At 42.1% G+C, this 26,634-nt stretch carries 19 protein-coding genes; 14 read left to right on the top strand and 5 right to left on the bottom strand.

Translation table 11 applies throughout. From position 1 onward, the window contains the following. Nucleotides 1-203 precede the first annotated feature (203 nt). The gene (locus tag ACKWCC_RS08270) at nucleotides 204-1,430 is read left to right on the top strand and encodes a site-specific integrase (RefSeq protein WP_413995449.1); all 1,227 of its coding nucleotides are present in this window, start codon (nucleotides 204-206) and stop codon (nucleotides 1,428-1,430) included. A gap of 135 nt (nucleotides 1,431-1,565) precedes the next feature. Then, nucleotides 1,566-2,363 (top strand): RteC domain-containing protein, encoded by a 798-nt coding sequence (locus ACKWCC_RS08265; RefSeq protein ID WP_413995448.1) that lies wholly within the window; start codon nucleotides 1,566-1,568, stop codon nucleotides 2,361-2,363. Here the strand turns inward: ACKWCC_RS08265 and ACKWCC_RS08260 are convergent. The 4 genes from ACKWCC_RS08260 to ACKWCC_RS08245 all read right to left on the bottom strand — a co-directional run bounded on the left by ACKWCC_RS08260 (nucleotide 2,357) and on the right by ACKWCC_RS08245 (nucleotide 9,885). Beyond that, entirely contained in the window at nucleotides 2,357-4,510 is a 2,154-nt protein-coding gene (locus ACKWCC_RS08260; RefSeq protein ID WP_413995447.1) for a prolyl oligopeptidase family serine peptidase, read from the bottom strand. The two genes, ACKWCC_RS08265 and ACKWCC_RS08260, sit on opposite strands and share 7 nt — an antisense overlap. A 217-nt stretch (nucleotides 4,511-4,727) precedes the next feature. Further along, nucleotides 4,728-6,002 carry a helix-turn-helix domain-containing protein gene (locus ACKWCC_RS08255; RefSeq protein ID WP_413995446.1) on the bottom strand — a complete coding sequence of 425 codons (1,275 nt, stop codon included), beginning with the start codon at nucleotides 6,000-6,002 and terminating at the stop codon, nucleotides 4,728-4,730. A gap of 402 nt (nucleotides 6,003-6,404) precedes the next feature. Further along, complete coding sequence (locus ACKWCC_RS08250; RefSeq protein ID WP_413995445.1) at nucleotides 6,405-7,697, bottom strand: HlyD family secretion protein; 1,293 nt, start codon at nucleotides 7,695-7,697, stop codon at nucleotides 6,405-6,407. After that, entirely contained in the window at nucleotides 7,684-9,885 is a 2,202-nt protein-coding gene (locus tag ACKWCC_RS08245; RefSeq protein WP_413995444.1) for a peptidase domain-containing ABC transporter, read from the bottom strand. The genes ACKWCC_RS08250 and ACKWCC_RS08245 overlap by 14 nt, the downstream gene beginning before the upstream one ends. Nucleotides 9,886-10,175: 290 nt before the next feature. On the opposite strand from ACKWCC_RS08245, the gene ACKWCC_RS08240 reads away from it, so the two are divergent. Genes ACKWCC_RS08240 through ACKWCC_RS08230 form a run of 3 tightly spaced genes read left to right on the top strand, consistent with a single transcriptional unit; the run spans nucleotide 10,176 to nucleotide 11,754 of the window. Then, nucleotides 10,176-10,454, top strand: coding sequence for a helix-turn-helix domain-containing protein (locus ACKWCC_RS08240; protein WP_413995443.1), 279 nt, complete (start codon nucleotides 10,176-10,178; stop codon nucleotides 10,452-10,454). Nucleotides 10,455-10,457: 3 nt separating this feature from the next. Beyond that, entirely contained in the window at nucleotides 10,458-11,114 is a 657-nt protein-coding gene (locus tag ACKWCC_RS08235; protein ID WP_413995442.1) for a hypothetical protein, read from the top strand. Further along, a complete protein-coding gene (locus ACKWCC_RS08230; protein WP_413995441.1) occupies nucleotides 11,098-11,754 on the top strand; it encodes a P-loop NTPase family protein in 657 nt (218 codons plus the stop codon). Before ACKWCC_RS08235 ends, ACKWCC_RS08230 begins: the two co-directional genes overlap by 17 nt. Before the next feature lie 663 nt (nucleotides 11,755-12,417). Here the strand turns inward: ACKWCC_RS08230 and ACKWCC_RS08225 are convergent. After that, a complete protein-coding gene (locus tag ACKWCC_RS08225; protein WP_413995440.1) occupies nucleotides 12,418-13,026 on the bottom strand; it encodes an RNA polymerase sigma factor in 609 nt (202 codons plus the stop codon). Nucleotides 13,027-13,150: 124 nt separating this feature from the next. On the opposite strand from ACKWCC_RS08225, the gene ACKWCC_RS08220 reads away from it, so the two are divergent. The 9 genes from ACKWCC_RS08220 (at nucleotide 13,151) to ACKWCC_RS08180 (ending at nucleotide 26,480) form a co-directional block, all read left to right on the top strand. Continuing rightward, on the top strand, nucleotides 13,151-14,302 hold the full coding sequence (locus tag ACKWCC_RS08220; RefSeq protein WP_413995549.1) for a FecR family protein: 1,152 nt from the start codon (nucleotides 13,151-13,153) through the stop codon (nucleotides 14,300-14,302). After that, on the top strand, nucleotides 14,295-14,474 hold the full coding sequence (locus tag ACKWCC_RS08215) for a hypothetical protein (RefSeq protein WP_413995439.1): 180 nt from the start codon (nucleotides 14,295-14,297) through the stop codon (nucleotides 14,472-14,474). Before ACKWCC_RS08220 ends, ACKWCC_RS08215 begins: the two co-directional genes overlap by 8 nt. Next, entirely contained in the window at nucleotides 14,471-17,935 is a 3,465-nt protein-coding gene (locus ACKWCC_RS08210) for a TonB-dependent receptor (protein WP_413995438.1), read from the top strand. Before ACKWCC_RS08215 ends, ACKWCC_RS08210 begins: the two co-directional genes overlap by 4 nt. Nucleotides 17,936-17,938: 3 nt before the next feature. Beyond that, entirely contained in the window at nucleotides 17,939-19,462 is a 1,524-nt protein-coding gene (locus ACKWCC_RS08205) for a RagB/SusD family nutrient uptake outer membrane protein (protein WP_413995437.1), read from the top strand. 12 nt (nucleotides 19,463-19,474) lie between these two features. Then, on the top strand, nucleotides 19,475-20,953 hold the full coding sequence (locus tag ACKWCC_RS08200) for a PKD domain-containing protein (RefSeq protein WP_413995436.1): 1,479 nt from the start codon (nucleotides 19,475-19,477) through the stop codon (nucleotides 20,951-20,953). A gap of 335 nt (nucleotides 20,954-21,288) precedes the next feature. Then, nucleotides 21,289-23,076, top strand: coding sequence for a glycoside hydrolase family 31 protein (locus tag ACKWCC_RS08195; protein ID WP_413995435.1), 1,788 nt, complete (start codon nucleotides 21,289-21,291; stop codon nucleotides 23,074-23,076). 31 nt (nucleotides 23,077-23,107) lie between these two features. After that, on the top strand, nucleotides 23,108-23,800 hold the full coding sequence (locus ACKWCC_RS08190) for an SGNH/GDSL hydrolase family protein (RefSeq protein WP_413995434.1): 693 nt from the start codon (nucleotides 23,108-23,110) through the stop codon (nucleotides 23,798-23,800). A gap of 26 nt (nucleotides 23,801-23,826) precedes the next feature. After that, nucleotides 23,827-24,726 (top strand): alpha/beta hydrolase, encoded by a 900-nt coding sequence (locus ACKWCC_RS08185; protein WP_413995433.1) that lies wholly within the window; start codon nucleotides 23,827-23,829, stop codon nucleotides 24,724-24,726. Beyond that, a complete protein-coding gene (locus tag ACKWCC_RS08180; RefSeq protein WP_413995432.1) occupies nucleotides 24,723-26,480 on the top strand; it encodes a hypothetical protein in 1,758 nt (585 codons plus the stop codon). The genes ACKWCC_RS08185 and ACKWCC_RS08180 overlap by 4 nt, the downstream gene beginning before the upstream one ends. Nucleotides 26,481-26,634 lie beyond the last annotated feature (154 nt).

Below are 26,634 nucleotides of genomic sequence, written 5' to 3'. Positions count from 1 at the left end.
TGAATACAAAACCTTGCAAAATCTATGATTTGCAGGGTTTCGTTGTTTTTAGGCCATAATTTTAATTGATTTGATTTGGTTTTAAACGTCAACTAATCGTCAACAGATGTTTTAATCGTCAACAGTGTTGACGAATGACTAAAAACACAAACCATAGTTGATTTGACTTTCATCTTAATTTTTTAACCTTAAAGATGACAACTATGAAGACATCCCACACATTCACAATCCTATTCTGGATAAACAAATCTCGTATCATTGCTGGTCAAGCAGAACTATATGCAAGAATTACTGCAAATGGAAAACGTACCAACATTGGTCTGAAGAGAAAAATCGACATTAAAAATTGGGATAACAGCGCAAAAAAAGCTAGGGGAAACTCTGCAACCGCAAGAGAAATCAACAATCATATAAACTCGGTCCAGGCCAATTTGTTTGGCATTTATCAAAAGCTAAAATATTCAGGGAAATTTATAACTGCTCAACTTATTAAATCCATTTACATTGGAGAAGATGAGAGCTCTAAAACCCTAAAGGATATACTAACATATCACAATGGTAAAATTAAACATACACTGACCCAAGGAACTATTAGAAACTTTAGCGTTTCTGAAAACTACATTAAAAGATTTCTAAAACAAAAGCATAAGACAACCGACATTTACCTCAAGGAGCTCGACTACAAGTTCATCTCAGATTTTGAGACCTTTTTGATTGATTACTATCCAAAAGGTCATCCAAAGGCTATGGGGCATAATACAGTGATGAAACATCTCCAGCGATTTCGAAAAATAATAACCTTGGCCTATCATTTGGAATGGGTGGAAAAAGACCCTTTCATCAGATGGAAGCCTACTTTTGAAGCTAAACGACGTGAATTCTTAAATTCCAATGAACTATCCAATATTGAAACCTATAAGTTCCTTTTAGAACGACTAGATCGGGTAAGAGATTTATTTGTTTTCAGTTGTTACACAGGCATAAGTTATGCAGATATTATAAAACTCGTTAGGGAAAATATTGTTTTGGGCATTGATGGAAATGTATGGATATCAACAAAACGACAGAAAACCAAAACACCCATAAAAATACCTTTGCTGGAGAAAGCTCGTGTTATAATTGAAAAATATACTGAGCATCCTGTGACAATTGTTTCTGGAACACTACTTCCGGTTATCACCAATGAAAAAGTCAACTTATACCTCAAGGAAATTGCGGATGCAGTTGGTATAAAGAAAAATCTAACCTTTCATATGGCCAGACACACTTTTGCCACTACGGTGACACTGACCAACGGAGTGCCCATAGAGACCGTATCAAAATTATTGGGGCACACAAAACTAGCCACCACACAAATCTATGCTCGCGTACTGGAACAAAAAGTGAGCGAGGATATGAACGTCCTGAGGCAAAAACTGGAGATGAAGTAAAGTATATCTCCCGAGGGCTGTAAACTTGCTTCAATTTCCATATCAACCATATCTTTTATAAATCCCGTAAACCGCTTTAAAAAAAACATCCAAGATATTCCCACCTTTAGCTTAGAACTTATAATCCATTTTGGTTTGGACTTTCAGAATGAACTAAAGGAAATAGTAGAGCAGGAGGCTGTAAAGATGATAGCATTTGGTAAGGCCATTGATTTTTGCCGCAACACGCTAAGCGGGCTGGAGCAAGCTTTTCTGGCAAAACAAAATTGCTCAATTGAGGATGAGATCAACTACTTCAAGATTGTGAAGCAGGAAGCTCAGTCCCAGCTTTTTTACTATTGGGCCCTGCGCGAATATCAGGCTCATTATCCCCCAGCGGACACCAACTTTCAAAAATCCTATATAAAGAGCAAACGAAAGGATTCGAGAGCATTTTTGCGTAAGAACCTCAATTTTCAACGCTATCTCAATATGGGTGCCTACCACCTGGACCATCTATATTTCACCTGCAGCGGTGGCGCGGCAATAAATGGGCCACAGGGCATTGATGTGATTCTTGACCCTGGCCGCCACACGGTGCACGACTTGCTTTTGAGCCGGATACGGGCAAATGAACTTCTTCTAAAATTCTATGAAAAAGAACTGGAACAACTCAAACTGGGAGATACGAACGAGATCGCCAGACTCAAATGGAAGGGTTCAAAAGTTTCCTTTACCGAATTGGTCTATGGCCTCTATCATAGTGGCACATTTGGAGAAAAAGAAATTCCCGTGAAGGTGATCGCACAGGTTTTGGCCAAATGCTTTCAACTACCGCCCTTTGATATTTATGACACCTACGGAGCTATCAAAAACAGAAAAAAGGATCGATCTGTGTTTCTAAATCGGATGCTACAGAATTTTACCAGGGCAATGGAAGATGCCGATTATTGAGGTTGCCGCTCCAACTCTTTGTCCATAAAAAAAAAAGCTTTCGCATAATCAGCGTACCAATCTATCTCGTGTTCCAACTCAAAGTTGACATCCAACAAATAAGACCTATCCTGCTTTTTAGTGGCTGTTTGAATTAGAGCCATAAATTTACCGTTTGCTGACGGAGGTACCATATAGTCCTCGTATCCCATAATGAGCAGGGTGCTCGGGTAAGATACATCTGCATTAAAATTTACTACGGGATCCAATTGCACCAAGCTCCTTAACCCTATACTATCAGTACCTGAACCAAATTCGTACATATTATCCGTTGTATCGAACCCTGGTATGCTTTCCGATCTAATATCATTGACTGCTCCGTTGAAAAGGGTGAGCGCTCCATACAGCCCGGGCTCGGTGTTCACCGCCATCGCGGCCGCAATGGCCCCGGCACTGTTGGCATTGAGCCCTATTTTTTTGGGATGCACCCATTCATGGTCGATAAGGTACCTGGCGGCATGATTCAGGTCTTTCCACGAATTTGGCTTATTGAGCATTCTGCCCTGATCATGCCATTCCGGACCTTTTTCTCCGCCACCCCTAACATGGGCTATCCCATAAACGTTGCCCTGATTGACAAAATCCAATATGGGTTCGTGAAACCACGGCGTTTCAGATATGCCGTAGGCACCATAAACTGAAAGTATGGCTTTGTTTCCTTTATTCTTTTCAAAATCCTTTTGATGGACAATGCTAACAGGTACAAGGGTGCCGTCGTGGGAAGGCACTTCAATCACTTGACTGACGATGTTGGCAAATTCTGGGTAGTCGCTCCGTATCGGAAAGGACTGCTTTACAACGGAATCATCTGATAACACTTTGTAATTCTCATAATTGATGGTCCAGCCGTTCAATTGAAGGTAAAGTTCATCCATATAAGGGGACCGATATTTCATAGTGATTTCCCCCGGGGTTTTGGGCAATGGGATGGGAAGGATATGGGCGTTGGGATTTATCTTAAATAGTTGCTCCTGTATACCATTCTTGCTCACCGTAAAAAAAACAGCATCACGAACAACTTTAAAATTGGCCAATTGGTCTTCTTCTTCCCCTTCGTACAGCACCTTTACAGGAAGATGCTGGTCTCTCAAATCCATTTGGGACAACTGAATTCTATCGTCCCTGACCCGCTTGTAAAAGAACAGATGATTTCTTTCCGTGCCATAATCATAAAGTACCCGATCATCGTCATCGAACAATTTTTTCCACCGATAATTTCTTTTGCTGAACTCTTGTTTGGTGATATAATAACAATCCCAATGATCGTTGGCATTGGCGATGTATGCGAAAATATAATTGTCCTTCTCCGATCTTACTTTGGGCATTATGAAAAACTCCTCATTTATGGGCGTTTCCAAATCACCGTCCTGGAGGATGGCGGTAATCTCACCGTCAGGATTGTCCAAATCGTAACGCGCCATAAAGCTCTCATCCGTTTTGTCATCGTCCGATTGGTTAGGATATGCGATGAACAGGATGGATTTGCTATCCGGTGACCACACAATGCCCCCCGCCAACTTTGGCTTTACTTGTGCCCGGACAGATGCCACTGTCTTTTTTGAGGCTACGTTGTATATGACAATGGTTTGAAAAAAATCCGAGTCTTTACCCAAGGCCAGGGCAATATGTTTGCCGTCATAAGAAGGTTTATAAAAGATGATAGCCTCTTCTGTGGTTGCCCGTTCTCCTGGATCAAAGAGCAATTCTTCCGCACCTGTTCGGTTATTCAACTTGTACAAGGATCTGGATGTCAACGTATCCTTTAAAAAGTACGTAGAAAACCTCTCGTCGTATTTAAGGTCACTTACATTGCCACTGCCTGTATTTTCATATTTCCTTATTCGTTCGCGATAGTTTTGAAATGCCATATCTGAACTAAAATAGAACTCGGCCAGGCTATCTTGGGTATTGAACCATTGGACTACATCCTTGTTTCTATAGTCCTCTAAATTCAAAAAAACGTTGACATAGGTAATGCCAAAACTTGATTCCACCTGTTGAACGTTCTCTATTTTTGGATAAGGCAAATCCCGAGGCTCAACAGCACAAGCCAGCACCAAAATCAAAACCAGTACAGAAGCATATAACGGTATCCACTTCATTGACATTATGTTATCTGTTTAGGATATTAAAAGTACCACTTATATTTTCCTTCGCATTTTTCGCTTTTTAAGCGTACCATCTCCCCCTCCTTTTATCAGATGCAACTTTTTCACTTCTTTGTCTTTGAATCTTTTCTTCAGCTTTTCCATTGTATTGAATGTTTAGATTATGGGTCAAATATATTCTTCACCCTATGATATTTTATAAATGATATGCCCACATTTATAAATTATCGCTTTTCAATTGCTTCAAGAAGACAGCGGGAGTAATGCCTATTTTTGATTTCATACTTCGTGCAAACAACTCTTTAGACTTAAATCCGAATTTTTCTGCCAGCTGAACCACCGACTTTCCAAAAGAAATCTGCGGATTGCGCCTTAATGTATTTAGGGCATATTCTATTCGAAGTTCCTTTAGATAGGTTGAGAAATTTTTGTTCCGATAATGATTGATGATTAGGGAGATATAGGTATCATTGGTATGCAACATCATGGCCAGGCTTTTCTGATCCAGTGAAGGGTCCAAAAATCCCTTTTCCCCTTCCCACTTTTTTAGGTCGTGGCGTATCCGCCTTATCACATCCGGGCTGATGTCCAAGCCATCCACTTCTTTCAATTCCTCAAAAGTTTCTTCAACTGGTAGGTTCTTAATTCGTTTCAGTTTCCCATTTGTTCTATAATAAACAATGCACACCCCTATAACGAGCGGTAAGAGTAAACAGATGACAGACCACAAAATGATGTTTTTCCTTCGCCATATCAGTAGGTTGGAAAGAATGCCCTCCTCCATTTCTTGAATTCTGGGCACATCAAAATCTTTGAAGGAGGTTGTTCTTATAGCATGGGCCATTGCGGTGTTCAAGCTATCATAATAGGCCCATCTTTTTAAGTAACTGTCATTTTGGCTCCTGCCCTTTAACATCAAAAACCGATACAGCTCCTTGGTATTATCTATCGGAGGAAAATCGATTTCCGCTAAGGTCTGGTGCATGCGCTCAAAATAGGCCAGTTTTTCCTTTTCGTGACCAAGTTTTCCCTCTATCATACCCAAGTAGAACAACAGGTCTGCTTGACCATCTTTTTCCATATCATCAAAGTACTTCAAAATACTGTCCCTTGCCTTTACCAAATTCATATCGTGATAATTGACCTGGGCCTCCAGGATTCTTAATTCCCTGTGGGCCTCCATATCATCGTGCCTTAAAGCCCAATCCAAGGCCTTCTTGGTATACACCCTGGCAGAATCAACCATATTCAATTGAAGATAGCTCAGTGCCAAATTATCCAATGACACTAAATAGGTGTCATAATAGTGTGGAATCTTGTTGGCGTGTTGCCTCAAGTAATCGAAAGACTCCAACTGAAGACTCAATGCCTCCTGGTCTTCCCCGTACTCACTTTTAAGGGAAGCTATTGCATTTAGGGATGCCACCTTCAGTTCATGATGATTTTCCGACTTCGCGAGCTGGTAAGCCCCTATAAATTTTTCAATGGCCAAATGGGGCCTGTTCATTTCATAATAGAAAACACCCATAAGGTACATAACACTGCCTTCCAAGTCTTCTGCTCCAAATGAAACCGAGAGATGCGCAGCCTTGTTCAGTAATTGAATGGCATTGGCTTCGGATGACACCCAAACCATTCTTTTATACACCCATATCAACCGCATGGTGTCCCTATTGATTTCCGCCCGATGTTCTATGGTTTTATAAAGTTCGGTCAAAGAAGTCATGTCATCCTCAGTTTCAAATTTAAGTTCCAAGTCCATAAGGCTATCCAAGGACAATTGTCGCCACTCTATCCTCTGGGTTTCCAAATCACCCTGAGCAATTAAAGGTGCGGTAACCGACCAAAAAACCAATAGAACGTATATCAACTTTTGTGTCATCATCTTTGATTTTTAGTTGTCCCAGATATCCCGAAAACCATATCCAATTCGCCTAAGAAAACTCATATCCTCCAGAACGATTTTTGCATTTCCGGACATCTCCTGTCTAAAGGGCATCGACCTCCCATAGGTGGATACCAAATCCTCTAAACAGATCTGAACCTTCAAGTGTTTAAAATGGTCGGTGCTTGGGGTTTCAGAAAAAGACAGTACACTACCTCTCAGCTGGCCCCACTCGCTCTTCGGGAAATTATCCAAACTCACAAAGACATCCATGCCCTCGCGCAGCTTGCCGGAATTGTAAATGGGCAGCTGGCACTCTGCAATAAAAGTTCCGTGGTGCGTGGGCAGTAAAGTGAGCAAATGAACTCCTGACGCAACATACTGCCCCTCATATAGTGGCTTAACCAAACTGATTTTTCCATTTATGGGACTTAAAACTAGATTTTCCAATTCCCACTTTGAGATGAATTCCATAAGCTCCCGTCTTTGCATTTGCAAAAGGAGCCGTTGCACGGGAAGGTCGTACGCTTGAACATTGGCTGCATCGAAAACGTCACCCGCCAAGTCGATTTGGCTGATTTTTGCCGACTCCAACTCACCTATGGTTTCTTGTTGATTTGCTATTGTGAAATTTAGACTTTCCTGAACCCTCTCAAATTCAGCCTGCGAAATGACCCCCTTGCCCAAAAGCACCTTACTTCTCATTTCATTGTCCTGGGCCAATTTTACACGTTGAGCCTGCGTGCGAACCTTGGCATTTAGAGCTTTGAGCAAGCGTTTCGATTGCGATAGCTTGCCCCTCTCCTTTTCATAACCCCTCTGATGGTCGTTGGATTGAACCGTTCTTACGAATTGCATGTACTGTTCAATGAAATGGCCATATTGTTGTTGAAGTTCCAGGCCCAGGGATAGATCGGCATTGTAGTGCCTTCTCAAGGATTCAAAAGTCACTATTGACATGTCATCTGATTTCAGTTGATGCTTTAGCGTCGCTACATCGCAATGGTATGCATTTGCATTCATTACCATCAAGACGTCCCCTTCGCTGACTTCTTGATGCTGGAATACATTGACCATCTTAAACTGTCCGGAGCGTTTGGCGATAACATGAATGGGTGGATTGGTTGAAAACACTTGTGCAGGTCCAACCAAGATATCGGCATAGGAGGATAATGAAGCTAAGCCCATCAACGCCAAGAGCAATACAACAGACCAGGACGCGCCATTGCTCCACAACGATTTTTCGTTGAAAAATTCAAGGTTTGGAATTTGCCGTTGCCAATGAACACTAGTGTTCCACATAGTTCAATTGGTTTTTGATGAGATTGTGATACATCCCCCGTTTTTCTAAAAGTTCTCTGTGCCCTCCCACTTCAAGGCATCGCCCCTGCCCCATTACAACAATTTGATCTGCATTGACAATGGTAGAGAGCCTATGGGCAATGACAACTACCGTTTTTTCTTTACAGGCTTCCAATACATTATCCATCAGCATCCTTTCAGTATGGGCATCCAGTGCACTTGTGGGTTCGTCAAGGAACAGGTAGTCGGCATCCTTATAAAGTGCCCGGGCCATTAAAACCCGTTGCTTTTCTCCCCCACTGGTCCTTATTCCACCAGCTCCCAGTAAAGTCTCGTTCTGATAAGGGAGACCCTCAATAAAACTTGTCAAAAGCGCTGCTTTTACGGCTTTGTCATAGCGTTCTGGATTGAAAGGTTCATCGGAGCGCCCTTCCGTAATGTTATTTCGTATGGTGTCCTCAAAAAGATTTCCTTCTTGTAGCACCACCCCGCACCGTGCTCTCCAGGCATCCATTGAACAATTTGCGTGGGCTGCGTTGCCTATAAGAATGGCCCCACCCATGGGTTTATAAAACCCTAAAAGTAACTTTAACAAGGTTGTTTTTCCGGCTCCGCTCGTTCCCACTATGGCCGTTACTTTGCCTTTGGGAATGGTCAGGTTCAAGTTTTTCAAAGAAAACCCTTCATCTGAGGAATCAAAATCAAAATGTAGTTTCTTTAAAGCAATGGTTCGGTGCATTACTTCAACCTGACCATCACCGGTATTTTCAAGTGGCTCGCTCTCAATTTCCCCCAATCTTTCGTAAGCCAACCTCACGCGTTGAAAATCTAAAATGAACTGGGTAAGATTTTTCAAGGGTACGTTCATTTGGGCAATAATGAACAATATGGCCAATAATGTGCCCAAGGTCATAGTGCCTCCCATTACCATTTTTGCTGCCAAAAAAAGAAGGATGAAATTTTTTATCTGATGAATCACATTACCGATCGTTACCTGATATTGTTTGAGCTTCATCAGCCTACCGTTCAAAAGATATTGGTTTCGCTGTGCTTGCTGCCAATTGCCCAATCGCCTTCCAAAAGACCCATTGATCTTCACATCTTCCATATGACGTAGCATTTGCAACAGCTTTGAGGTCACCGTAGAATTGGCACGGAAGAAGGCCTTGTCCAAAACGGCACGCTCCTTCATAAAAATCAATACCCACATCAAATAGAACATGGTTCCAACGGCGTAAACCATAAGCAGGTTGAAACTGAAGAAACCCAAGACCAGAGCAAAGAGAAGTAAACTGAACATATCAAAAAGAACACCCAGGGCTCCATCGCTCACAAACTCCTCCAATACTTCATTATCCGCTATGCGTTGCAACAGATCACCTTCTGACCGTGACGAAAAATACATCATTGGCAAGCCCACCAAGTGCACCAAAAAACCATTGATCAACTGTAAGCTTACATTCGTGGATACTTGCAGTAAGTTCCAATCCCTCACCAGTTGTAAAAAGGCTTGAACCCCAACCAACATCAATTGTGACAGCAGTACCACCCATATAAACTGATGATGCTGATATGTAATACCATAATCAACCAAACTCTGGGTTAAAAATGGTAAGGTCAATTGAATAGCGGATACAAGTACCAAAGCAATAAAAACCTGGTGTATGCTCTTGACATGTGAAAAGAAGTGATGCATCAGGTGATTCCCTGTGGTGGAAGTTTCACTAAGATGGTCAGGCGTATAAAAGCTGGCGTTCGGTTCTAAAAACACCACCACACCCTGGTCTCCGCTGTTCAACCAGCCTTCGAGAAACATGGATATCGAGACCTTTTGATTGCCCATGGCTGGATCCGATACATGAACAAACCCCTCGGTAATACGATAGACCACGATAAAGTGATTCCCCTTCCAATGAACCATACAGGGACCGGTTAGGGAGGACTGTAGCTCGTTCCAGTCTATGCGCACGCAAAAACTCTCCAGGCCAAAGAAGGTGGCAGCCTTTGAAATGCCTGCCAAAGAAATACCTTCTGCATTGAGGTAGGACAGGTTCCTTATCTGGTGCAAGGGCAAGTCCCTGCCATGGTATTTTGCAATGGCTTTGAGACAAGCGGGACCGCAGTCCATTCCATCCAATTGGGCAATATGTTGAAAATCAATAGCTCCCATACATTTCAGTGCCTCCATTCAATGTATGCCATATGGAATACTCTGGGCCATAATAAGGGCCACAGGTCACTTTTGTCCGTCCAACGGCACATTTTACCTTCGATTTTACCATAAAATGCCTACAAACCCACCCATACTTTCCTGCTTTATTCTCTTTATGAAATGTTAAATTTTATACCCTGTTGTTACCCCCTAGGTAGTTTTTTCCAATTGTCCTTTTCATCTTTGGAGCGAAAGTCAAATCAATGATGGGGCTCTGGATCTAAAAAAGATGAACCGTCCGGGGTCCCTTCTTAAAACCGAACATTATGCCAGCAAAGATTGCGACCACAGAGGACCTGATGGACCTTAAACTGGAGCTCCTCGACGAGATCCGCACCCTGCTCACGGCCAATTCCGTGGGCGCACCAAAACGCTTCCTTAAATCTTCCGAGGTGATGGAACTGCTGAAGATCAGCCAGGGAACCCTGCAGAACCTCAGAATAAACGGTACCCTGCCCTACTCCAAGGTAGGTGGTGTGCTTTTGTACGATTGGGAACAGATTCAACAAGTCATCTCGGACAACCGGGTGGACAGAAGCTTTTGAACTATGCCGACAGTAAATTTCATACATCACATCACCGGGGTGTTCGAGCAGTTCCGAAAGGACGCCCGGCTAAATGCAAGCCATATCAGCATCTATATGGCGCTCTTCCAAACGTGGAACCTCTACCGCTTTAAGCAAAGGTTCTTCGTGCACCGGGACGAGGTGATGTCCCTCTCCAAAGTGGGCTCCAGGAACACCTACCATCGGTGCATCAGGGATCTGGACAACTGGAAGTACATCAGGTACCTGCCCACCCACAACCCCATGAAGAGCAGTGAGGTGATCATGCTCAATTTTGATACAAGTACCGGACTGGCTGTGGACAGGTATGGTACCAGTGGTGAACAGGCATTGGGATCTTATAAAAACATTAAAAAAACAAAAGAAAACTATTTAAAACAGAGTGGGGCGCCGCAAAAAAAAGATGTTTTCGATTTTTTCAAGAAAAAAAAATGGCCCTATGTAGAGGCGCAGAAATTCTTTCTGCACTATTCCAGCACCCACTGGAAATTGGGCAGCCACCAGATCATAAAAAATTGGAGGCCCCTGGCCAAAAAATGGATGCTCAGGCACGAGACCGGTCCAGCCAATGGTACAGAGATTTTGAGAAAGGACCATCTCTCCACCCCAAAAGACCAGAATTATGCGGAACCCCTCTAAGCTTATTGTGGGCCACCAAGAGTTCAAGGTCGCCGAGCTCACCAACAACCAACTGGTCTACGATTTTCCAATGGTATTGCGTTTTTTGGAATACAGGGGCAAGCAGCTCTTCGGAAAAAAGTTCAGACTGCACGAAGCGGATTATGGCCTCATCTATGACCTGGTCAACTATTTCATTGGCGATATCGACCACTGCAGGGCAAAGGGAATGGACCTTGAAAAGGGCATTCTCCTTACTGGGCCGGTGGGCTGTGGCAAGACCGCCCTGATGAAACTTATGCGCTATCTGGTCCCACACAAGCCGCAGTACGAAGTGATACCCTGCAGAAACGTGGTCTTCGCCTTCAACCACCTCGGCTATAAGACCATAGAGGATTTTGGCAACAAAAAGCACTATTGCTTTGACGACCTAGGGGTTGAACCGGATGGACGGCACTATGCCGCAGATTGCAATGTTATGGGTGAACTGCTGATCTCTAGGTTTGAGCTTATGCAAAACGAAAGGCGGATCACCCACCTGACTACTAACCTCTCGGCCTCCGAATTGGAAAAAAGGTATGGCGACAGGGTGCGCAGCCGCATGCGGGAAATGTTCAATCTGGTGGCCTTTTCCGAGGATGCAAGGGATAAGAGAAGGTGATGGATACGACGTGGCTAGAAACGCTACAATTCACGATCCTCCATAAAATACGGTCTAAGCACAAAAAGAAATGATGGGATAGTGTTTCTAATGGCGTGTTCATTGAATTTACCAGTGTTCCTTCCTTTTTCGCCCTTATATGGCCCAACCAGGTCCGGCGTTATCCATTCGGCGTAAAAGCCGCCTGGTTGTGGTACCACCAGTTTCCCATCCACAAAACCATAGAGGCGTTGGGGATAGAAGGCTTAATAGTTTTTTGGTTCTTCAAATTCCTGAAAAGGTTTGGGATGGAACAATGCCACAGGCATATATAGGTTGTAACTAAAAGCCCAATAACAGCGCTGCCCTTCCGTTCGCTCACCGGGATTTTTGGATATCGGTACCAGAACATCCATCTCAATATCCGGTCTGGGAATGAAATAAGCTGGTGGACCAGCGGTTTCCAGAAGACCTCCAAGTGGCGGTACAAGAAGCAGATGGTGGAAGGACAATATCGTGGAAAAATTTGGAGACCATATAGCGGCCGTTGTAACCAAGGCTGCCTAACCGGCGCGAACAAAGAAGGGATCACTCCCGACACATTGAAATATAGTTTTACCGCCCCATTAGCTAGCATTTGGATTGCGCCTGAGGCTGACACGGATCCTCTCATCTGAGGTTAAATTAGGAAATATTTGTTTTATCTGTCTCCAACACTTCAACATCGAACAAAAGAAACAAGATAGTTCCCATTTTTCCATCTAATTTTTTTCTAAGGGTTCGGAAGGCTTTGGTTATTTGATTCTCTACTGTTTTGACGGAAATGTTCAAATAACCTGATATTTCAATATTCGTTAGGCCTTCTTGCTTGCTGAGCATAAAAACCTCTCGGCATTTAGGCGGTAAGTTCTGTATTTCTTTTTTTACGATAGCAACCAGTTTTGATAGCCGCTCGGTATTATTATCCTCGACAATCTCTGTGAGCGCATCAATGTATTTGAGTTCCAGAGGCAGCGCGGACTGTTTGCGCTGTTGATCGATGAATTCATTGTATACCGAACGGGAAAGATAACCCTTGATATTAAAATCGTCTTTCAGTCGGTTTCTTTTCTTCCAAACCTTTAATAGTACATTTTGGACAATATCCTCTGCAAGAAACACATCATGTACCAGACTATTGGCAAAAACACATAATCTGCGATAATGCATATCTACCAAATATTGGTAGGCTCTTTCATCACCTTTTTGAAGATGCTTAATCAGTTCCTTGTCGTCCTGAAAATTTGTTTTCAAAATAAAATGACTATTGATGAATTGATATAAATATCATTAAAAATATTTCAAATGTAAAATAAAAGTTAAAAAAAATAGGGGTGTCGCAAATGGCACTCGTTTTAAAGATATAGGATTGAGCTATATGTTGACAAAGAAAGTTGAAATTCTAATCTCAAGGTATGTTACGGGCCAATGCGGTCTTAATGATAGAAAAAAGCTAGAAAAATGGCTTGAAGAACCAAAAAACCTTGAGCATTTCAAAGCTTTTATTAAAATCAATTTCGCAATAGACTACTATATGAAAGACTTTGATACCGAGCAGGCAAAGAAGAAGCTTGTCCAAAATATACGCAAAGATAAGAGTATCATTTACAGGTTGCAGGTAAAGCGGTTTATGAAATATGCCGCGGCAATGCTTCTTGTTTTTTGTGCCGGATACTTCTACAATAAACAGACGAATGCAAAGGATAATATGAACCGTTTGGTTCCTAGAGATGAACATATTACGGTTACTCTTGCTAATGGTATGGTGGAGGTCGTAAATCCCAAAAAAACAAAGGAACTGAAGAATACCGAAGGTAAGGTCATTGCCAGCCAAAAAAATCTAAAATTGGAATACAGCAATGCTGCTAAGTCTGAAAAACTGGTATTCAATACCTTACGAATACCATTTGGTAAACAATTCCAATTACTTCTTTCCGACGGAACGGAGATATTTTTAAATTCAGGAAGCTCCATTAGATATCCTGTAAATTTTTTTGAAAAAGGGCAGAGACAGGTTTTTTTGGACGGGGAAGCTTATTTCGATGTTGTTGAAGACAAAGAGAGACCCTTTATAGTGACAACGTCTAACAAGTTGAACACAGAGGTTCTTGGCACCGAATTCAATATTTCCGCCTATAGTGAAGACAATTCCATAAACGTCGTACTAGTAGAAGGAGCGGTACGTTTGACAGGTATTAGCACATCCGACCTGGCAGCTACATTGATTCCTGGCCAAATAGGTTCCTTTGATATCGATTCCGAACAAATTCAGGTCAACGAGGCGAATACAGATGTATATACCTCTTGGCGCGATGGGCAGTTGGTCTTTAAAAATAAAACGTTTGACAACATCCTTTTAAAGTTAGAACGGCATTTCAATGTTGAGATAGAAAACTATAATGTCCAGTTGGGAAAAGAGGTGTTTGATGCAAGTTTTAATGATATCGGAATCGAGGAAATTCTCAGTTTTTTTAATGATGCCCACGAAATTGAATACACCATAAAGAACAATAAAGTAATCATTGATTAATCAAACAAACAAACAAACAGCACGATATGAAGATAAAATAATAGGCAAAAAATTCAAGCAAGCTTTTGTCAGTTGGCCTAAAAAAAAGCCGGAAAATGGGCGAACATCTTCCGGCGTGACAATAATTGATTGGCAACAGTTGCTAACCAAATTAAAACACTCAAAAATATGAAAAAACCAGTAGATACGACTTGGTTGGAAGAACCTCGTTTTAAATTCAGTCTGAAAATGAAACTTACCACGCTATTCTTGCTGACCACTATGTTGGGGCTTCACGCAAATGATAGCTATTCACAAACCGCAAAAGTTAGTTTAGACCTAGAGAACGTTACCGTAAGACAGGTTATTGATGAAATTCAATCTAGCACCAAGTTCAAATTTGTTTACAAAACCAGAGATGTTGATCTCGAACGGACGGTATCCTTGAAAGTGGATAAACAAAATATCGAAACGGTATTGGAAAAACTTTTCTCTAAGACCGCTACGATATATAAAGTACGGAATACACAGATTATTCTCACGAGAGACAAAGACGCGTTTATCGACTTCAAACGTTCAGCGGTATTCGATAAAAGCGCGCAACAGCAAGGAATACAGATTACAGGAACGGTTACGGATGAAAATGGCGCACCGTTGCCCGGTGCCAATGTCATTGAAAAAGGCACCTCAAATGGTGTCGTCACCGATTTTGATGGAAGCTATTCCATAACGCTAAGAAATGTTCCTGCAATCCTTGCTTTTAGTTATGTTGGTTACAAAACCCAAGAAATAAGTGTTCAGGAATCTGCAACCAGGAATGTTTCACTGCTACCTGATGCACAGCAGTTAGAAGATGTTGTGGTCATTGGATATGGTTCTAGCATCAAGAAAGCAGTAACCTCTTCCATAAGTTCGGTAAAGGCCGAGGAACTTGTCGAAGTTCCGGTTGCTAGTTTTGACCAGGCCTTGCAAGGTAGAGCTGCCGGTGTTCAGGTAACTAAAAACACAGGTTCGCCGGGAGGAGGAGTTTCTATTAGAATTCGAGGAACTACAGGGCTCTTATCAGGTCAGGAACCATTATATGTTGTGGATGGCGTTCCTATCATAAATGACCCAGCGGGTCAATTCGATCCATTTAGAAGGTCGGATGCGGATGGGGGTAGAGGTGCTGCCGGTAACGAAACGGTCAGCCCAATCGCCGATATTGCGATTGAGAACATTGAATCGATTGAAATACTTAAAGATGCATCAGCTGCCAGTATCTACGGATCAAGGGCAGCTAACGGCGTTATCTTGGTAACCACAAAAAGAGGAAGAGTGGGCAAACCACAAATATCTTTTAGCCACTACACGGGTGTTACCTTTATTCCTGAGAAAAATAGATACAAGGTTCTAGATGCAGAGCAGTTTGCCGCTATGACCAATGAAGGGCTGGCGCAAATAGGACAGGCACCGTTTTATATTGAATCACCCGAGAATAATACGAATTGGCAAGATAAAATTTTTCGCCAGGGCCTTATGACGGATGTTAATCTACGTGTTTCTGGGGGTAGTGAAAATCTGGCCTACTCTGTTAGTGCCGCCTATTTTGACCAACAAGGAACCATTATCAATTCAGATTTTGATCGGTTTTCGTTTCGTACCAATCTGGATTGGACGTTTTCCGATAAAATAAAGGTAGGTACGCGAGCAGTTTTCAGCAAAAGCAACAGTAACCGATTGCGTAACAATGGTAACGACACCAATGATTTCGGCAACGGCAACTCCCTTTTCGGCCCCAGTGTAATCGGATCGGCCCTCGTGGCCAATCCTACCTATACAGTAAAGAACGAACTTGGAAGTTTTACCATCGATCCACTCAATAATGTGGTGAATCCCGTTGGATTGGCTTTAACTCAAAACCTTGAGAATACGGCAAACAGATTCTTGGGAAATGTTTTTGCAGACATTATGGTAGTCAACGGACTAAAACTGCATACAAGCTTTGGTGTTGACTTAAGGGATCAGTTTGATGACTATTTCTATCCACCCGATCCGGCGATTGCCCGAAGCGGACGGTTGATCAATGCGGCATCCAAAACGTTCTTTTGGCTCACAGAGAATTATTTGACCTACGAATTTCCATTTCTTGGTGAGAACCATAATTTAAATCTTCTAGGGGGCTTTAGTTTTCAAGAAAACAACAGCAGAGGTTTTACTGTCGTGGTCTCAGAACTGGCAGCACCGGTTGCCAGTATCAGTGCAGGGGTTTATGCGGGGCACAATGCGCTACCCTTCAACGATTTTGCCCTGGCCTCAACTTATTCAAGGTTGAGTTATAACTTCAAGGAAAAATATTTATTGCAACTGGCGGGTAGGTACGATGGTTCGTCTCGGTTTGGACCTGATAATAGATGGGGCTTCTTCCCCTCCGCTTCCGCGGGATGGCTTATATCCGAAGAGAATTTCCTAAAAGACAATGACATTGTTTCCCTATTAAAACTTAGGGCAGGCTATGGCGAAGTTGGTAACGATCAATTGGGAAATCCTTTTGAATGGAAGGGAACCGTTAGTCCACAGGGTGGTCAGACATATTTACTTCAAGGTACCTTAGCTCCTGATAATATCGATAATAGAAATTTTTCGTGGGAAACTACCAAAGAATACAATTTTGGTTTGGATGCTTCTTTCTTTAACAACCGCTTGGAAATCACAGCGGATTACTATCGAAAGAAAACAGAAGACCTGCTTTCCAGCCTTCAATTACCCAGCACTAGTGGTTTTCTAAGTCGCACAGGTAACATCGGAGATATTGAAAACAAAGGATTGGAACTTGGATTTATTGCCAGACTTTTTGAGGGCAAGGATTTCCGATGGAACATGAATTTCAATATTTCCTACAATCAGAATAAAATACTTCGATTGGCGAATAATGGGGAAGATATTGTTGCTGGAACGTATTCAATTGCAAGAGAGGGCCAGCCAATTTCGTTCCGGGCAGTTCGAACGGACGGTATCAATCCCGAAACCGGAGATTTTAATTATCTCAATGTAACCGATATTGACATCAATGAAAATGGGGTACTTGATGAGGATGAAATAGGCGTTATCGATATTAACGATGCCGTAATTTCTGGAAGTCCACTGCCCGATCATTTCGGGGGCTTTGCCAATAATTTGTACTACAAAAATTTTGACTTGGGCATATTCTGGCAATGGTCGTACGGCAACGATATTGTCAACAATACGCTAGCCATACTGGAAAACACGGGTCTTGGTGATAGAGATCAAGTCACCGGAAATATTTTGGAAGAGGCCTATCTGGGAAGATGGCGAGGTCCTGGCGATACGAACGCCACGTATCAAGGTATAGACTTTAATAACAATTACGTTGGGGGGGTGCCTGTTGACAGATACATTGAAGACGGTTCCTATCTTCGTTTAAAGACGTTGACGCTGGGCTATTCTTTGCCTAAAACCGCATTGGAAAAGTTGAAGATAAAATCGCTTCGATTTTACGCCACTGCGAACAACGTACTAACGTTCACAAATTACTCTGGGTATGACCCCGAAGTGAACCATAATAATATTTCAAGAGGGATACTGCAAGGATATGACAATGGAACGTATCCTGCGGGAGCTACAATCATCTTTGGCCTTAATTTAAACTTTTAAGCTATGAAATTCAACACTATAAAACTCATTTTACTGGTATTAGTACTAATGCAAGTGTCCTGTGATAATGCTTTGGATTTGGAACCAGAGGACAGGCAAGATTTAACCATTAACTCGATCTCCGATACAGAAGGTCTACTCTTAGGAGTTTATTTTCAAGTTTTTAGGGACTTTCAACAACGGGCAATGACAGGTTTACCGCAATCGGCCAATCAATTTTTTAGATTGACCGCACCTGAAAACAATGTATTCAATTTTCGACCTGCTATGAGGGCAGATAACGACGGAGGGGCGGATCGATATTGGGAGGTAGGCTACAATGCCATTGCCCGTGCAAACTTTCTAATTGACAATATTGATCTAGTTGATGAAAATTCCTTTCCTGAAGGTAGTACTCCAGGTATCTCGAGAAAAGAAGAAATTATTGGAGAGGCCAGATTTTTGAGAGGGCATGTCTATTACTATTTGACAAAGCTTTTTGGTGACGTTCCATTGATCACTCAATTTCCCGAATCCTCAGATCCAGGAGCCAATGATGTGGCACGTACCCCTGTCGAGGAAGTACGCGCTTTTTACACTTCGGATTTTGAGTCGGCGGCAGCGTCGTTACCTTGGAGATATACCAATCTCTTGGACGAAAACAATAGCAACGAAAATGGTGAGACAATCAATAGCAAAGGCCGCGTTACCAAGGGTGCCGCGAAACTGATGCTGGCCAAACTAGCGGCAGAAGACCAAGAGTGGGAAAATGTAATAGGGTTGGTCAATGAAATCGAGAACAGTGGCGAATTTACCCTAGTAGATGATTTCTTCAGCATTTTCGGGACGTTTTTTCAGAATACCGACGAATCCATCTGGGAAATCCAAACTTTTAATCCGGGCTTCAACAATCAAGGTGGATATTTATTCTTGGTGCCTGATGTGAGAATCAATTCAGTTCCACCTGAAAAATATTTTCTATACGAAGGAGATGAAGATGACCCCAAAGATCTGAGACAGGGTGTTACGGCTAGAAGAGCTCCACTCTTTGGTGAAGTTTATTACAGGGGTGTCAAATTTATCCCTTTCGATGTAGATGGGTCCCGTATTTTCGATGACCCTACCAATTTTGTACTATTAAGATTGGCCGATGCGTTGTTACTGAAGGCAGAAGCATTGAATGAAACATCGTATCCCAACCAAGAAGCACTCGATATTATCAATCAGCTGCGAGGTCGAACCGCTGGTACCTATAACAACATAACGTACCCAGGTGTAGATCCTGTTTCGTTCGATACGCTTTCGACACAAGATAGTTTCAGGGAATTTTTGAGGGATGAGCGTGAACGGGAGTTGATGCTCGAACCGCACCAATTTTTTGACTTGTTGCGATATGATAGCTATGATGGCGGGAATAGGGCACTCCTAGCTACAAGTTTGGACCCATCTTCTCCTGGAGGTGGTGGAAACCCTGGTAAATTATTGTTGCCGATACCCATCAGAGATTTGGAAATCAATCCTCTTTTAACCCAAAATCCTGGCTACTAAAAAATGAAAATTATGAAACTATATAAAATATGCTTTTTGTCGCTATTGTTGCTCGCTTCCTGCAACGAGGATGATGACGTTGATTTCGGGGAAAAGCCTGAAGGAGGTGATTTCACGATTGCCTTGGATTCGATAAATCCCCTTAAAATAAAGCTTACTCCATTGAACATCGACACCACGCAGGTTCGGTTGGCGTGGGATTTTGGTATCATAGAAGAAGGGCGAACGGATCGATCTATCGAGTATAGTCCGGAAGTTACCTATCCGGACGAGGGTACCTACACCATAACGATGACCACTTACAATGATGTGGGTTTTACGACCAAAAATAAGAATGTGGATTTAAAGTTTCCCCCGGGACCCAACGTTCCACCAGATTTCCAAATTTTGACAGGAAGTATTCCAGGTCAGGGGAAGGCTTGGATAGTTGACCGGTTTACCGATGGTCATTCTTCAGCAGGAAGAACAGGTGACGCAGGTGATATCACTGGATTTTGGTCTCGCCCGGCGAATAATATGGCTTGTATGGGAATGTACAACGATGTTTACATCTTCAACTTTGAAGAAGGTAAAACACAAGATAATCAGTTCATACTAGCAACGGGTGGAGATGTATATACCCGAAACGGCTTCGATACTGGCTTTGCCAGTTCCCTCAATCCTGCCGATGCCGGATGTAATGATGTAGCCGAAGGCGAAACGCCACCTGTACTTTCAGGAGGCGATCGTTTGGCCACTTATGATGCACCTTCGGATTTAACCTATAATTTGAGTACGAGAGCGGATGGCACCAAAATTATTACGCTCTCTCCAGGAGGTTATTTGGGCATGTGGGTAGAACCACTGGAATACGAGGCCATCGTATTTAATGAGAATGAAATACAACTGGCATTTGTTCAGGGAGGTGGTGAAGGAGCCGTGCGTTGGGGCGTTCGATTGGTGCCGCTTCCAGAAGCCGCAACTATCTTAACAGGAGGCTCTTTAGAAGGCAAGACTTGGGTCATTGATAAAGATATCGACGGCCATTCAACCGCCGGAAGGGTGTCTACCGGACTTGCCGATGATTTTTGGTCAAGGCCTGCGGGGGCGATGGAGTGTCTCGGTCTCTACAACGACGAATATACCTTCAAACTAGATGGTTTTGCGTATGACTTGGAAACGGGCGGTGATGTTTATACCCGAAACCTTTTTATAGACCAATATGATAGCTCTGAACCTTCCGCCGATATCTGTCCGGCGGGAACTCTGTCAGGGGGAGATTTCAAAGCCGACTATGTTTCACCTGGTGGCCTAACATGGTCGCTTGCCATACGCGAAGATGACGGTGTTCCGCTGCTTCGATTTTCGGAAGGGGCCTATCTTGGAATGGATGTAGATGCCGCGGAGTACGAAATACTGGAAATCACCGAGGAGTCGCTATACGTTCGATTCGTTCAGCAGAATGGTACCGGGGCGGTCGCATGGTATAAAAGACTGATTCCCAAAAATTAAAAAATGTAAAAGGCTGCAAAAGGTTTGTTTGAACACTGATCCGGTTTTTGGGTTGAGTTAAGTTGAGTTAGTTAGTTTTAGTTTGTTCCTTCAAAAGCAGCCTTTTATTTTTAAACAATAAAGATACATGCAAAGAATATTTTCTATTTCCTACTGATTCTATCTTTAGGTTGCTATTACTTTCCAAATCAATTTAAAAACTAAAATAGGCATTCCTTAAAGGGGATATTTAGGAATACAGACCATACTGATTATTGGAAGGAAAATAGCTATGTATTACCGTATCGCAAGGGGTCGATTCAAGGATTGAAGTTCTACAAACAAATATAATTAAGATGAGATTCTTAAAAATAGCACTATTCACTATTTCATTTTACGTCATTTCGTGCAAAGATCACAGCCTATCTAAAGATATAGAAGATAAGCCCTTAACTGTTCAACTGGCCGATTCGATGGTAGTTTTACCTCCATCGTGGGCTTTTGGCTATATCTACGGTGCATACAGTAATCAGGAAGAAAGTGTTGAATTGATTAATGAAATATTAGCTCATGATTACCCTATTGACGCCTTTTGGATAGATTCATGGATTTGGGATTATCAGAACGAAGGTGTAGGGCCAGATAAATACTTGGATTTTGTTGGTGACACAATTTCCTATCCAGATAGGAATGAATTATGGAGCTTTTTGGAAGATAAGAACATTAAAGCAGGAATGTGGGTCTGGGATTGTATACTTAAAACCGGAAATGAGGAAGTTTATGAAGATTTTAAATCTAGAGGGTTTTTTAAAGATGAATTTATAAACACCAATTCTTGGCATAATGGTAGCAGAAGTACTATTATGGATGGAAATGATACGGAAATCGATGGCACTTGGTGTGGCAATATTGATTTTGAAAACCCTAAAGCTGTTGCCTATTTCAAATCAAAAATGAAGCCTTTTTTTGAAGATGGAGTTGATTTTTTAAAGCTCGATAGAACCGATGCAGTACCAGTAGTCAAAACTATGTTCGAGTTATCACAAGAATATGGCATGGAAACCGAAGGTAGAGGTTTTGTTTTTTCTCATAGTCATGGCACAGAAAGTGGAGAATATAAAAAATATCCTGGGAAATGGACAGATGACACCAGATCGGACTGGTCTGCGTTTACTCACGAAAGAAAGTTTCAACCTTGGATACCCAAAATTGGTCTTAAAGAGAATATCGCCATGTACACAGACCTGGACAAGCACTATCATACTATTCCTTTTTTGGCCAATGATATGGGGGGCTTTGCCGTAAGTGAAGATGGGTTTATAGATACTGAATTATACATAAGATGGTTACAGTTTTCAACCTTCGTTCCTTTGACCACTCCTTTTGCCCAACCAGAAAACGAATCAAGGAATTTTGCCTATAAAGTATCAGCGCAAGCTGATACAATTTTTCGAAAGTTTGCACATCTAAAAATGCAACTCTTTCCATACATATATACCTACGCCCATAAATCGCGTATTGATGGGGTAAATACCATCAGACCCATAGAAGGCGATTTATACACCTATTTTTTTGGAGAGAATATCTTGGTAGCTCCTATTTATGAAAAGGGAGCAACCTCTAGGGAAGTTAAATTTCCAAAGGGCTCAAATTGGATTAATTATTGGACGGGAGCATTCTATAAATCTGGAACGAACCACACTATTGAGGCACCCATCAATCAAATACCGCTGTTTGTAAAAAAAGGAGCTATCATACCTTATCGGAAATACGCAAGAAGCATCGAAGCGGGCACCAATAATTTCATTGAACTGCATATATATCCTGGTGAAAACGGAAATTTCGATTTAATCGAAGACGACGGAATTTCAAATGATTATTTACAGGGTATTTTTTCGATTACTTCGATTGATTTAAAACAAGAGAACGAAAATGATTTTAGTTTTACTATTCATCCTATAAAAGGTTATTTTAAAAACATGTCTCAAAGTAGGGAATGGCAGATTATTGTTCATACTGATAATGAGGTTTCGAAAATTCTTAAAAACGACCACGAAATTGAATTTACCCTAGAAAATGGCACATTGAAAACAGCTATATTCTCGGCAGAAAAAAAAGAAAAGATAGATTTACAGTTCAACTAGTATTTCATTCAAAAACAAACCCTTGGTTCATATGTTTAAAATTTATTATTTTTTTAGTATCTCCCTTTTATTAATAGCCTTTACAGCTGATATCCAACTGCTAAAACCCAAGGTATTTGTTATTGGTGATAGTATATCCATCCAATATGGTCCTTACCTAAAAAATTCTTTAAATGGATTTTTTGAATATGACCGTAAGCGGGATGATGGCCAAGCACTAAAGGATTTGGATAATCCGGTAGGTGCCAATGGCGGCGACTCCAAAATGGTACTGGACTATCTTAAAAAGCTACAGGATAGCGTTGGTTTTGCCACGGATTATTTGGTAATCAACTGTGGACTACATGATATCAAGACAAAGCCCGCTACGGGCGAAGTGCAGGTGTCGTTGGCACTTTATAAGAAAAATCTTGATTCCATCATCGGTATATCCAAAAAACTGGGAGCCGAATTGGTTTGGATCAACACGACCCCGGTAATCGATTCCATCCACAATAGAAAGGCAAGTTTTCACCGGTTTTCAAAAGATGTTCTTCGGTACAATCAAGAGGCCGGGAAATTAATGGCCGACGCAGATATCAGCGTAATAGACCTGTTCACGTTTACCCAAAAATTTGGCCCGGAAGCTTATAAAGACCATGTTCATTTTCATAATGAGATAAGGGAAAAACAAGCTGATTTTATCGCTGGGCAATTGGTGGCGCTTAAAAATTTTGAAAAGTGAAGTACAACTCTTAACCCAAATTTAGTATGAAATACATTGTTCCATTGTGTCTTTTTATCCTTGGCAGTTGGCTGAATGCCCAAGACCTCGTGGTACCCTTATATGATGGCGCCATTCCGAATGCCATCCCGAATACCATCGAAGAAGAGATACAAATGGAAGATACCGTGGTGCGACGGATTTTCAAGGTCAAGCATCCTACGATAAGCATCTATAAGGCGAAAAACACTTCCAATCGTTCCTCGGCCATTCTTATTTGCCCTGGCGGCGGCTATACCTATCTCTCCTTTACTCCAGAGGGTGTCGATTTGGCCAAATGGTTGCAAAATCTGGGGATAACCGGTATCGTATTAAAAAGTCGTTTGCCAAATGACAAAATGATGACGAAGAAAGAAAACGTTCCGCTACAAGATGCGCAGCGCGCAATGGAGCTGATTAGGGAAAATGCCGAAGATTGGAATATAGATACTAAAAAAGTAGGGGTTATGGGCTTCTCGGCAGGAGGGCATCTGGCCGCTTCGCTTTCCACCCATCACAATGAAAAACAACGACCCGATTTCTCCGTATTGATATACCCCGTTATCACAATGGACAGCACCTTTACCCACATGGGGTCGCGAAAGAAATTGCTGGGGCCAAATCCTACCGATGAACTGGTGGCCGAATATTCAAATGAAGACCACGTTGACGAACAAACGCCGCCCGCCTTTTTGGTACATTCCGCAGATGACACGGCAGTTCCGTTCGCCAACAGCGTTCGATTTTATGAAAACTTAATCGAAAACGGGGTTAAAGATTCCGAACTGCATGTTTTTCAAAACGGTGGACACGGATATGGAATGGCCTTGAGGAAAGAAGGAAATGTGGCACAATGGACACAGCTATTAAAAAACTGGTTGATCACCAATAATTGGACAAAAGAATGAAAGCTCCTACACTACTGAGTTTATGGCTCCTATGTTTCTCCGCGTGTGGATTGACGCAAAACGACTTACAAAAGAAAGATGATAACGGTTTAAAACCCATTATTAGGGGGTGGAATATCCTGACAAATATCCCCGAAGAAGGGGAAGCCATTATCCAACGAGCGAAGGAATATGAGGTCAACCACCTACAATTGTCGCATCATTTGATCATGGATTTAAAGGATGCCCGAGATAAAAGGAAGGTAGCCTTGGTCAATTCGTTTATCGACAAGGCACACCAAGAAAATATAAAAGAAGTCTTGGTATGGGATCACGCCTTATACAATCTGGACTACTACCCGGATGAATTCAAGAACAGTGCAGGAAAACTGGATCTGGACAATGCCGGGTTTTGGGAATGGTTCAAAAACGATTATCGGGAAATGATGGCCCTGCTACCCAAGGTAGATGGCATCGTATTGACCTTTATCGAAACAGGTGCACGCGCCGAAGACCAGTATTCGGAATACCTGAAGACAGGAGGTGAAAAATTGGCCCTAGTGGTAAACGCCATCGCCGACGTTCTTATCAAAGAATTGGACAAAAGCCTGTACATACGAACTTTTGCCTACAACGACACCGAATACAAAAATGTGTTGGAATGTGTGCAACTTTTGGAACACGACGAAATCAAGTTGATGATAAAAGAAACGCCCCACGATTTTTTTCTCTACCACCCTCCCAACCCGTTGCCTGGAAAAATAGACCGCCCTACCCTCGTAGAATTTGATCTGGGCAATGAATTCAATGGGCAAAGTATTATTGCCAACACCTATGTGGAGCATGTTTTCAATAGATGGAAAAGCTTTGAGGACCGCCCCCATGTTATCGGATACGTGGCAAGGGTAGACCGTTACGGAACGACCAAGACCATCGACAAACCCTCTGAAATCCTTTTGGAAGCCATGTATCGTGCCCCAACACTGGAAAAATACGATTCCATTTATAACATATTTTTGAAAAAGCGCTATGGTGAAGCAGCGTTTGCCGATTTAAACAAAGCCTTTAGACTTTCCTATGGTATAGTAAAATCCTCTTTCTACACCCTAGGGTTAAACTCGAACAACCACAGCGGATTGGATTTCGATTATCGGTCAATTTACACTCGCCACGTGTCAGGGCGATGGACGGATTCTCCAATGGTCAAGGTTGAAAATGGCGTAAACAAAGAATTTCATTATTGGAAGCATATCGTCAACCACCTCGCACCTGCCCACCACAAAAAAGCCGAGGGATATAACCTCAAGGAAATCCCAAAGGTTTTAGAGGTTAATTGGATTCAACCTAAGGAGCTAATGAATCAAAAATATTTGGAATACGTCATTACGGAAAAAGATTATGGGGTCGATTTGGCAATGCAAGCTTTAGGCCATATAAAAGCTGTAGAAAACAAGGTTGAAACCAAATCTTACCAAGTGCTCTACGATACTTTTTATAGAACGTTGATTGCGGCCAAGTTAAGAAGAGCTGTGGCAAAAGCGTATTACGGGTATCGAATCTATGCCCGTGGGGAAGAACATCGCACCGAAAAGCTGCATGCCATTATTGAAGAAGGTCTTGCAGAAACAAGGCAAATGATCGCCGAAATCAAAACGATGAAAGAGGTGCCAAGTGGTCAATGGAAATGGCATAGGGATGCCGAGGTGGCGGAAGCCTACATAGAAAAAATAACGAAAAAAGGTTGGGAACAATATGGAAACGTCGTTTTTCAGTAAAGATTTTTTAATAATCGACGTGAAACTAAACTAGGGCTTGCTGATTTTCTATCAACGGGAACGTAAGATATTAACAATCAGCATTTTATTTTTGAACAATCGACGAATTCCGTTGTACAAGTGCACGGGTTTCCGTAACTTAGGGTAACATACC

This window comes from Maribacter aquimarinus (genome assembly GCF_047345505.1).
Taxonomy (GTDB): Bacteria; Bacteroidota; Bacteroidia; order Flavobacteriales; family Flavobacteriaceae; genus Maribacter.
The sequence above is the reverse complement of the archived record's forward strand: the minus strand, read 5'-3'. Positions and strand labels throughout refer to the sequence as shown.

What these genes read in the sequence shown, in the direction of transcription:
- ACKWCC_RS08270 (WP_413995449.1), top strand. Translation starts at nt 204, where the DNA reads ATGAAGACATCCCACACATTCACAATCCTATTCTGGATAAACAAATCT.
- ACKWCC_RS08260 (WP_413995447.1), bottom strand. Translation starts at nt 4,510, where the DNA reads ATGTCAATGAAGTGGATACCGTTATATGCTTCTGTACTGGTTTTGATT.
- ACKWCC_RS08250 (WP_413995445.1), bottom strand. Translation starts at nt 7,697, where the DNA reads ATGTGGAACACTAGTGTTCATTGGCAACGGCAAATTCCAAACCTTGAA.
- ACKWCC_RS08245 (WP_413995444.1), bottom strand. Translation starts at nt 9,885, where the DNA reads ATGGAGGCACTGAAATGTATGGGAGCTATTGATTTTCAACATATTGCC.
- ACKWCC_RS08240 (WP_413995443.1), top strand. Translation starts at nt 10,176, where the DNA reads ATGCCAGCAAAGATTGCGACCACAGAGGACCTGATGGACCTTAAACTG.
- ACKWCC_RS08235 (WP_413995442.1), top strand. Translation starts at nt 10,458, where the DNA reads ATGCCGACAGTAAATTTCATACATCACATCACCGGGGTGTTCGAGCAG.
- ACKWCC_RS08230 (WP_413995441.1), top strand. Translation starts at nt 11,098, where the DNA reads ATGCGGAACCCCTCTAAGCTTATTGTGGGCCACCAAGAGTTCAAGGTC.
- ACKWCC_RS08220 (WP_413995549.1), top strand. Translation starts at nt 13,151, where the DNA reads ATGTTGACAAAGAAAGTTGAAATTCTAATCTCAAGGTATGTTACGGGC.
- ACKWCC_RS08210 (WP_413995438.1), top strand. Translation starts at nt 14,471, where the DNA reads ATGAAAAAACCAGTAGATACGACTTGGTTGGAAGAACCTCGTTTTAAA.
- ACKWCC_RS08205 (WP_413995437.1), top strand. Translation starts at nt 17,939, where the DNA reads ATGAAATTCAACACTATAAAACTCATTTTACTGGTATTAGTACTAATG.
- ACKWCC_RS08200 (WP_413995436.1), top strand. Translation starts at nt 19,475, where the DNA reads ATGAAACTATATAAAATATGCTTTTTGTCGCTATTGTTGCTCGCTTCC.
- ACKWCC_RS08195 (WP_413995435.1), top strand. Translation starts at nt 21,289, where the DNA reads ATGAGATTCTTAAAAATAGCACTATTCACTATTTCATTTTACGTCATT.
- ACKWCC_RS08190 (WP_413995434.1), top strand. Translation starts at nt 23,108, where the DNA reads ATGTTTAAAATTTATTATTTTTTTAGTATCTCCCTTTTATTAATAGCC.
- ACKWCC_RS08185 (WP_413995433.1), top strand. Translation starts at nt 23,827, where the DNA reads ATGAAATACATTGTTCCATTGTGTCTTTTTATCCTTGGCAGTTGGCTG.
- ACKWCC_RS08180 (WP_413995432.1), top strand. Translation starts at nt 24,723, where the DNA reads ATGAAAGCTCCTACACTACTGAGTTTATGGCTCCTATGTTTCTCCGCG.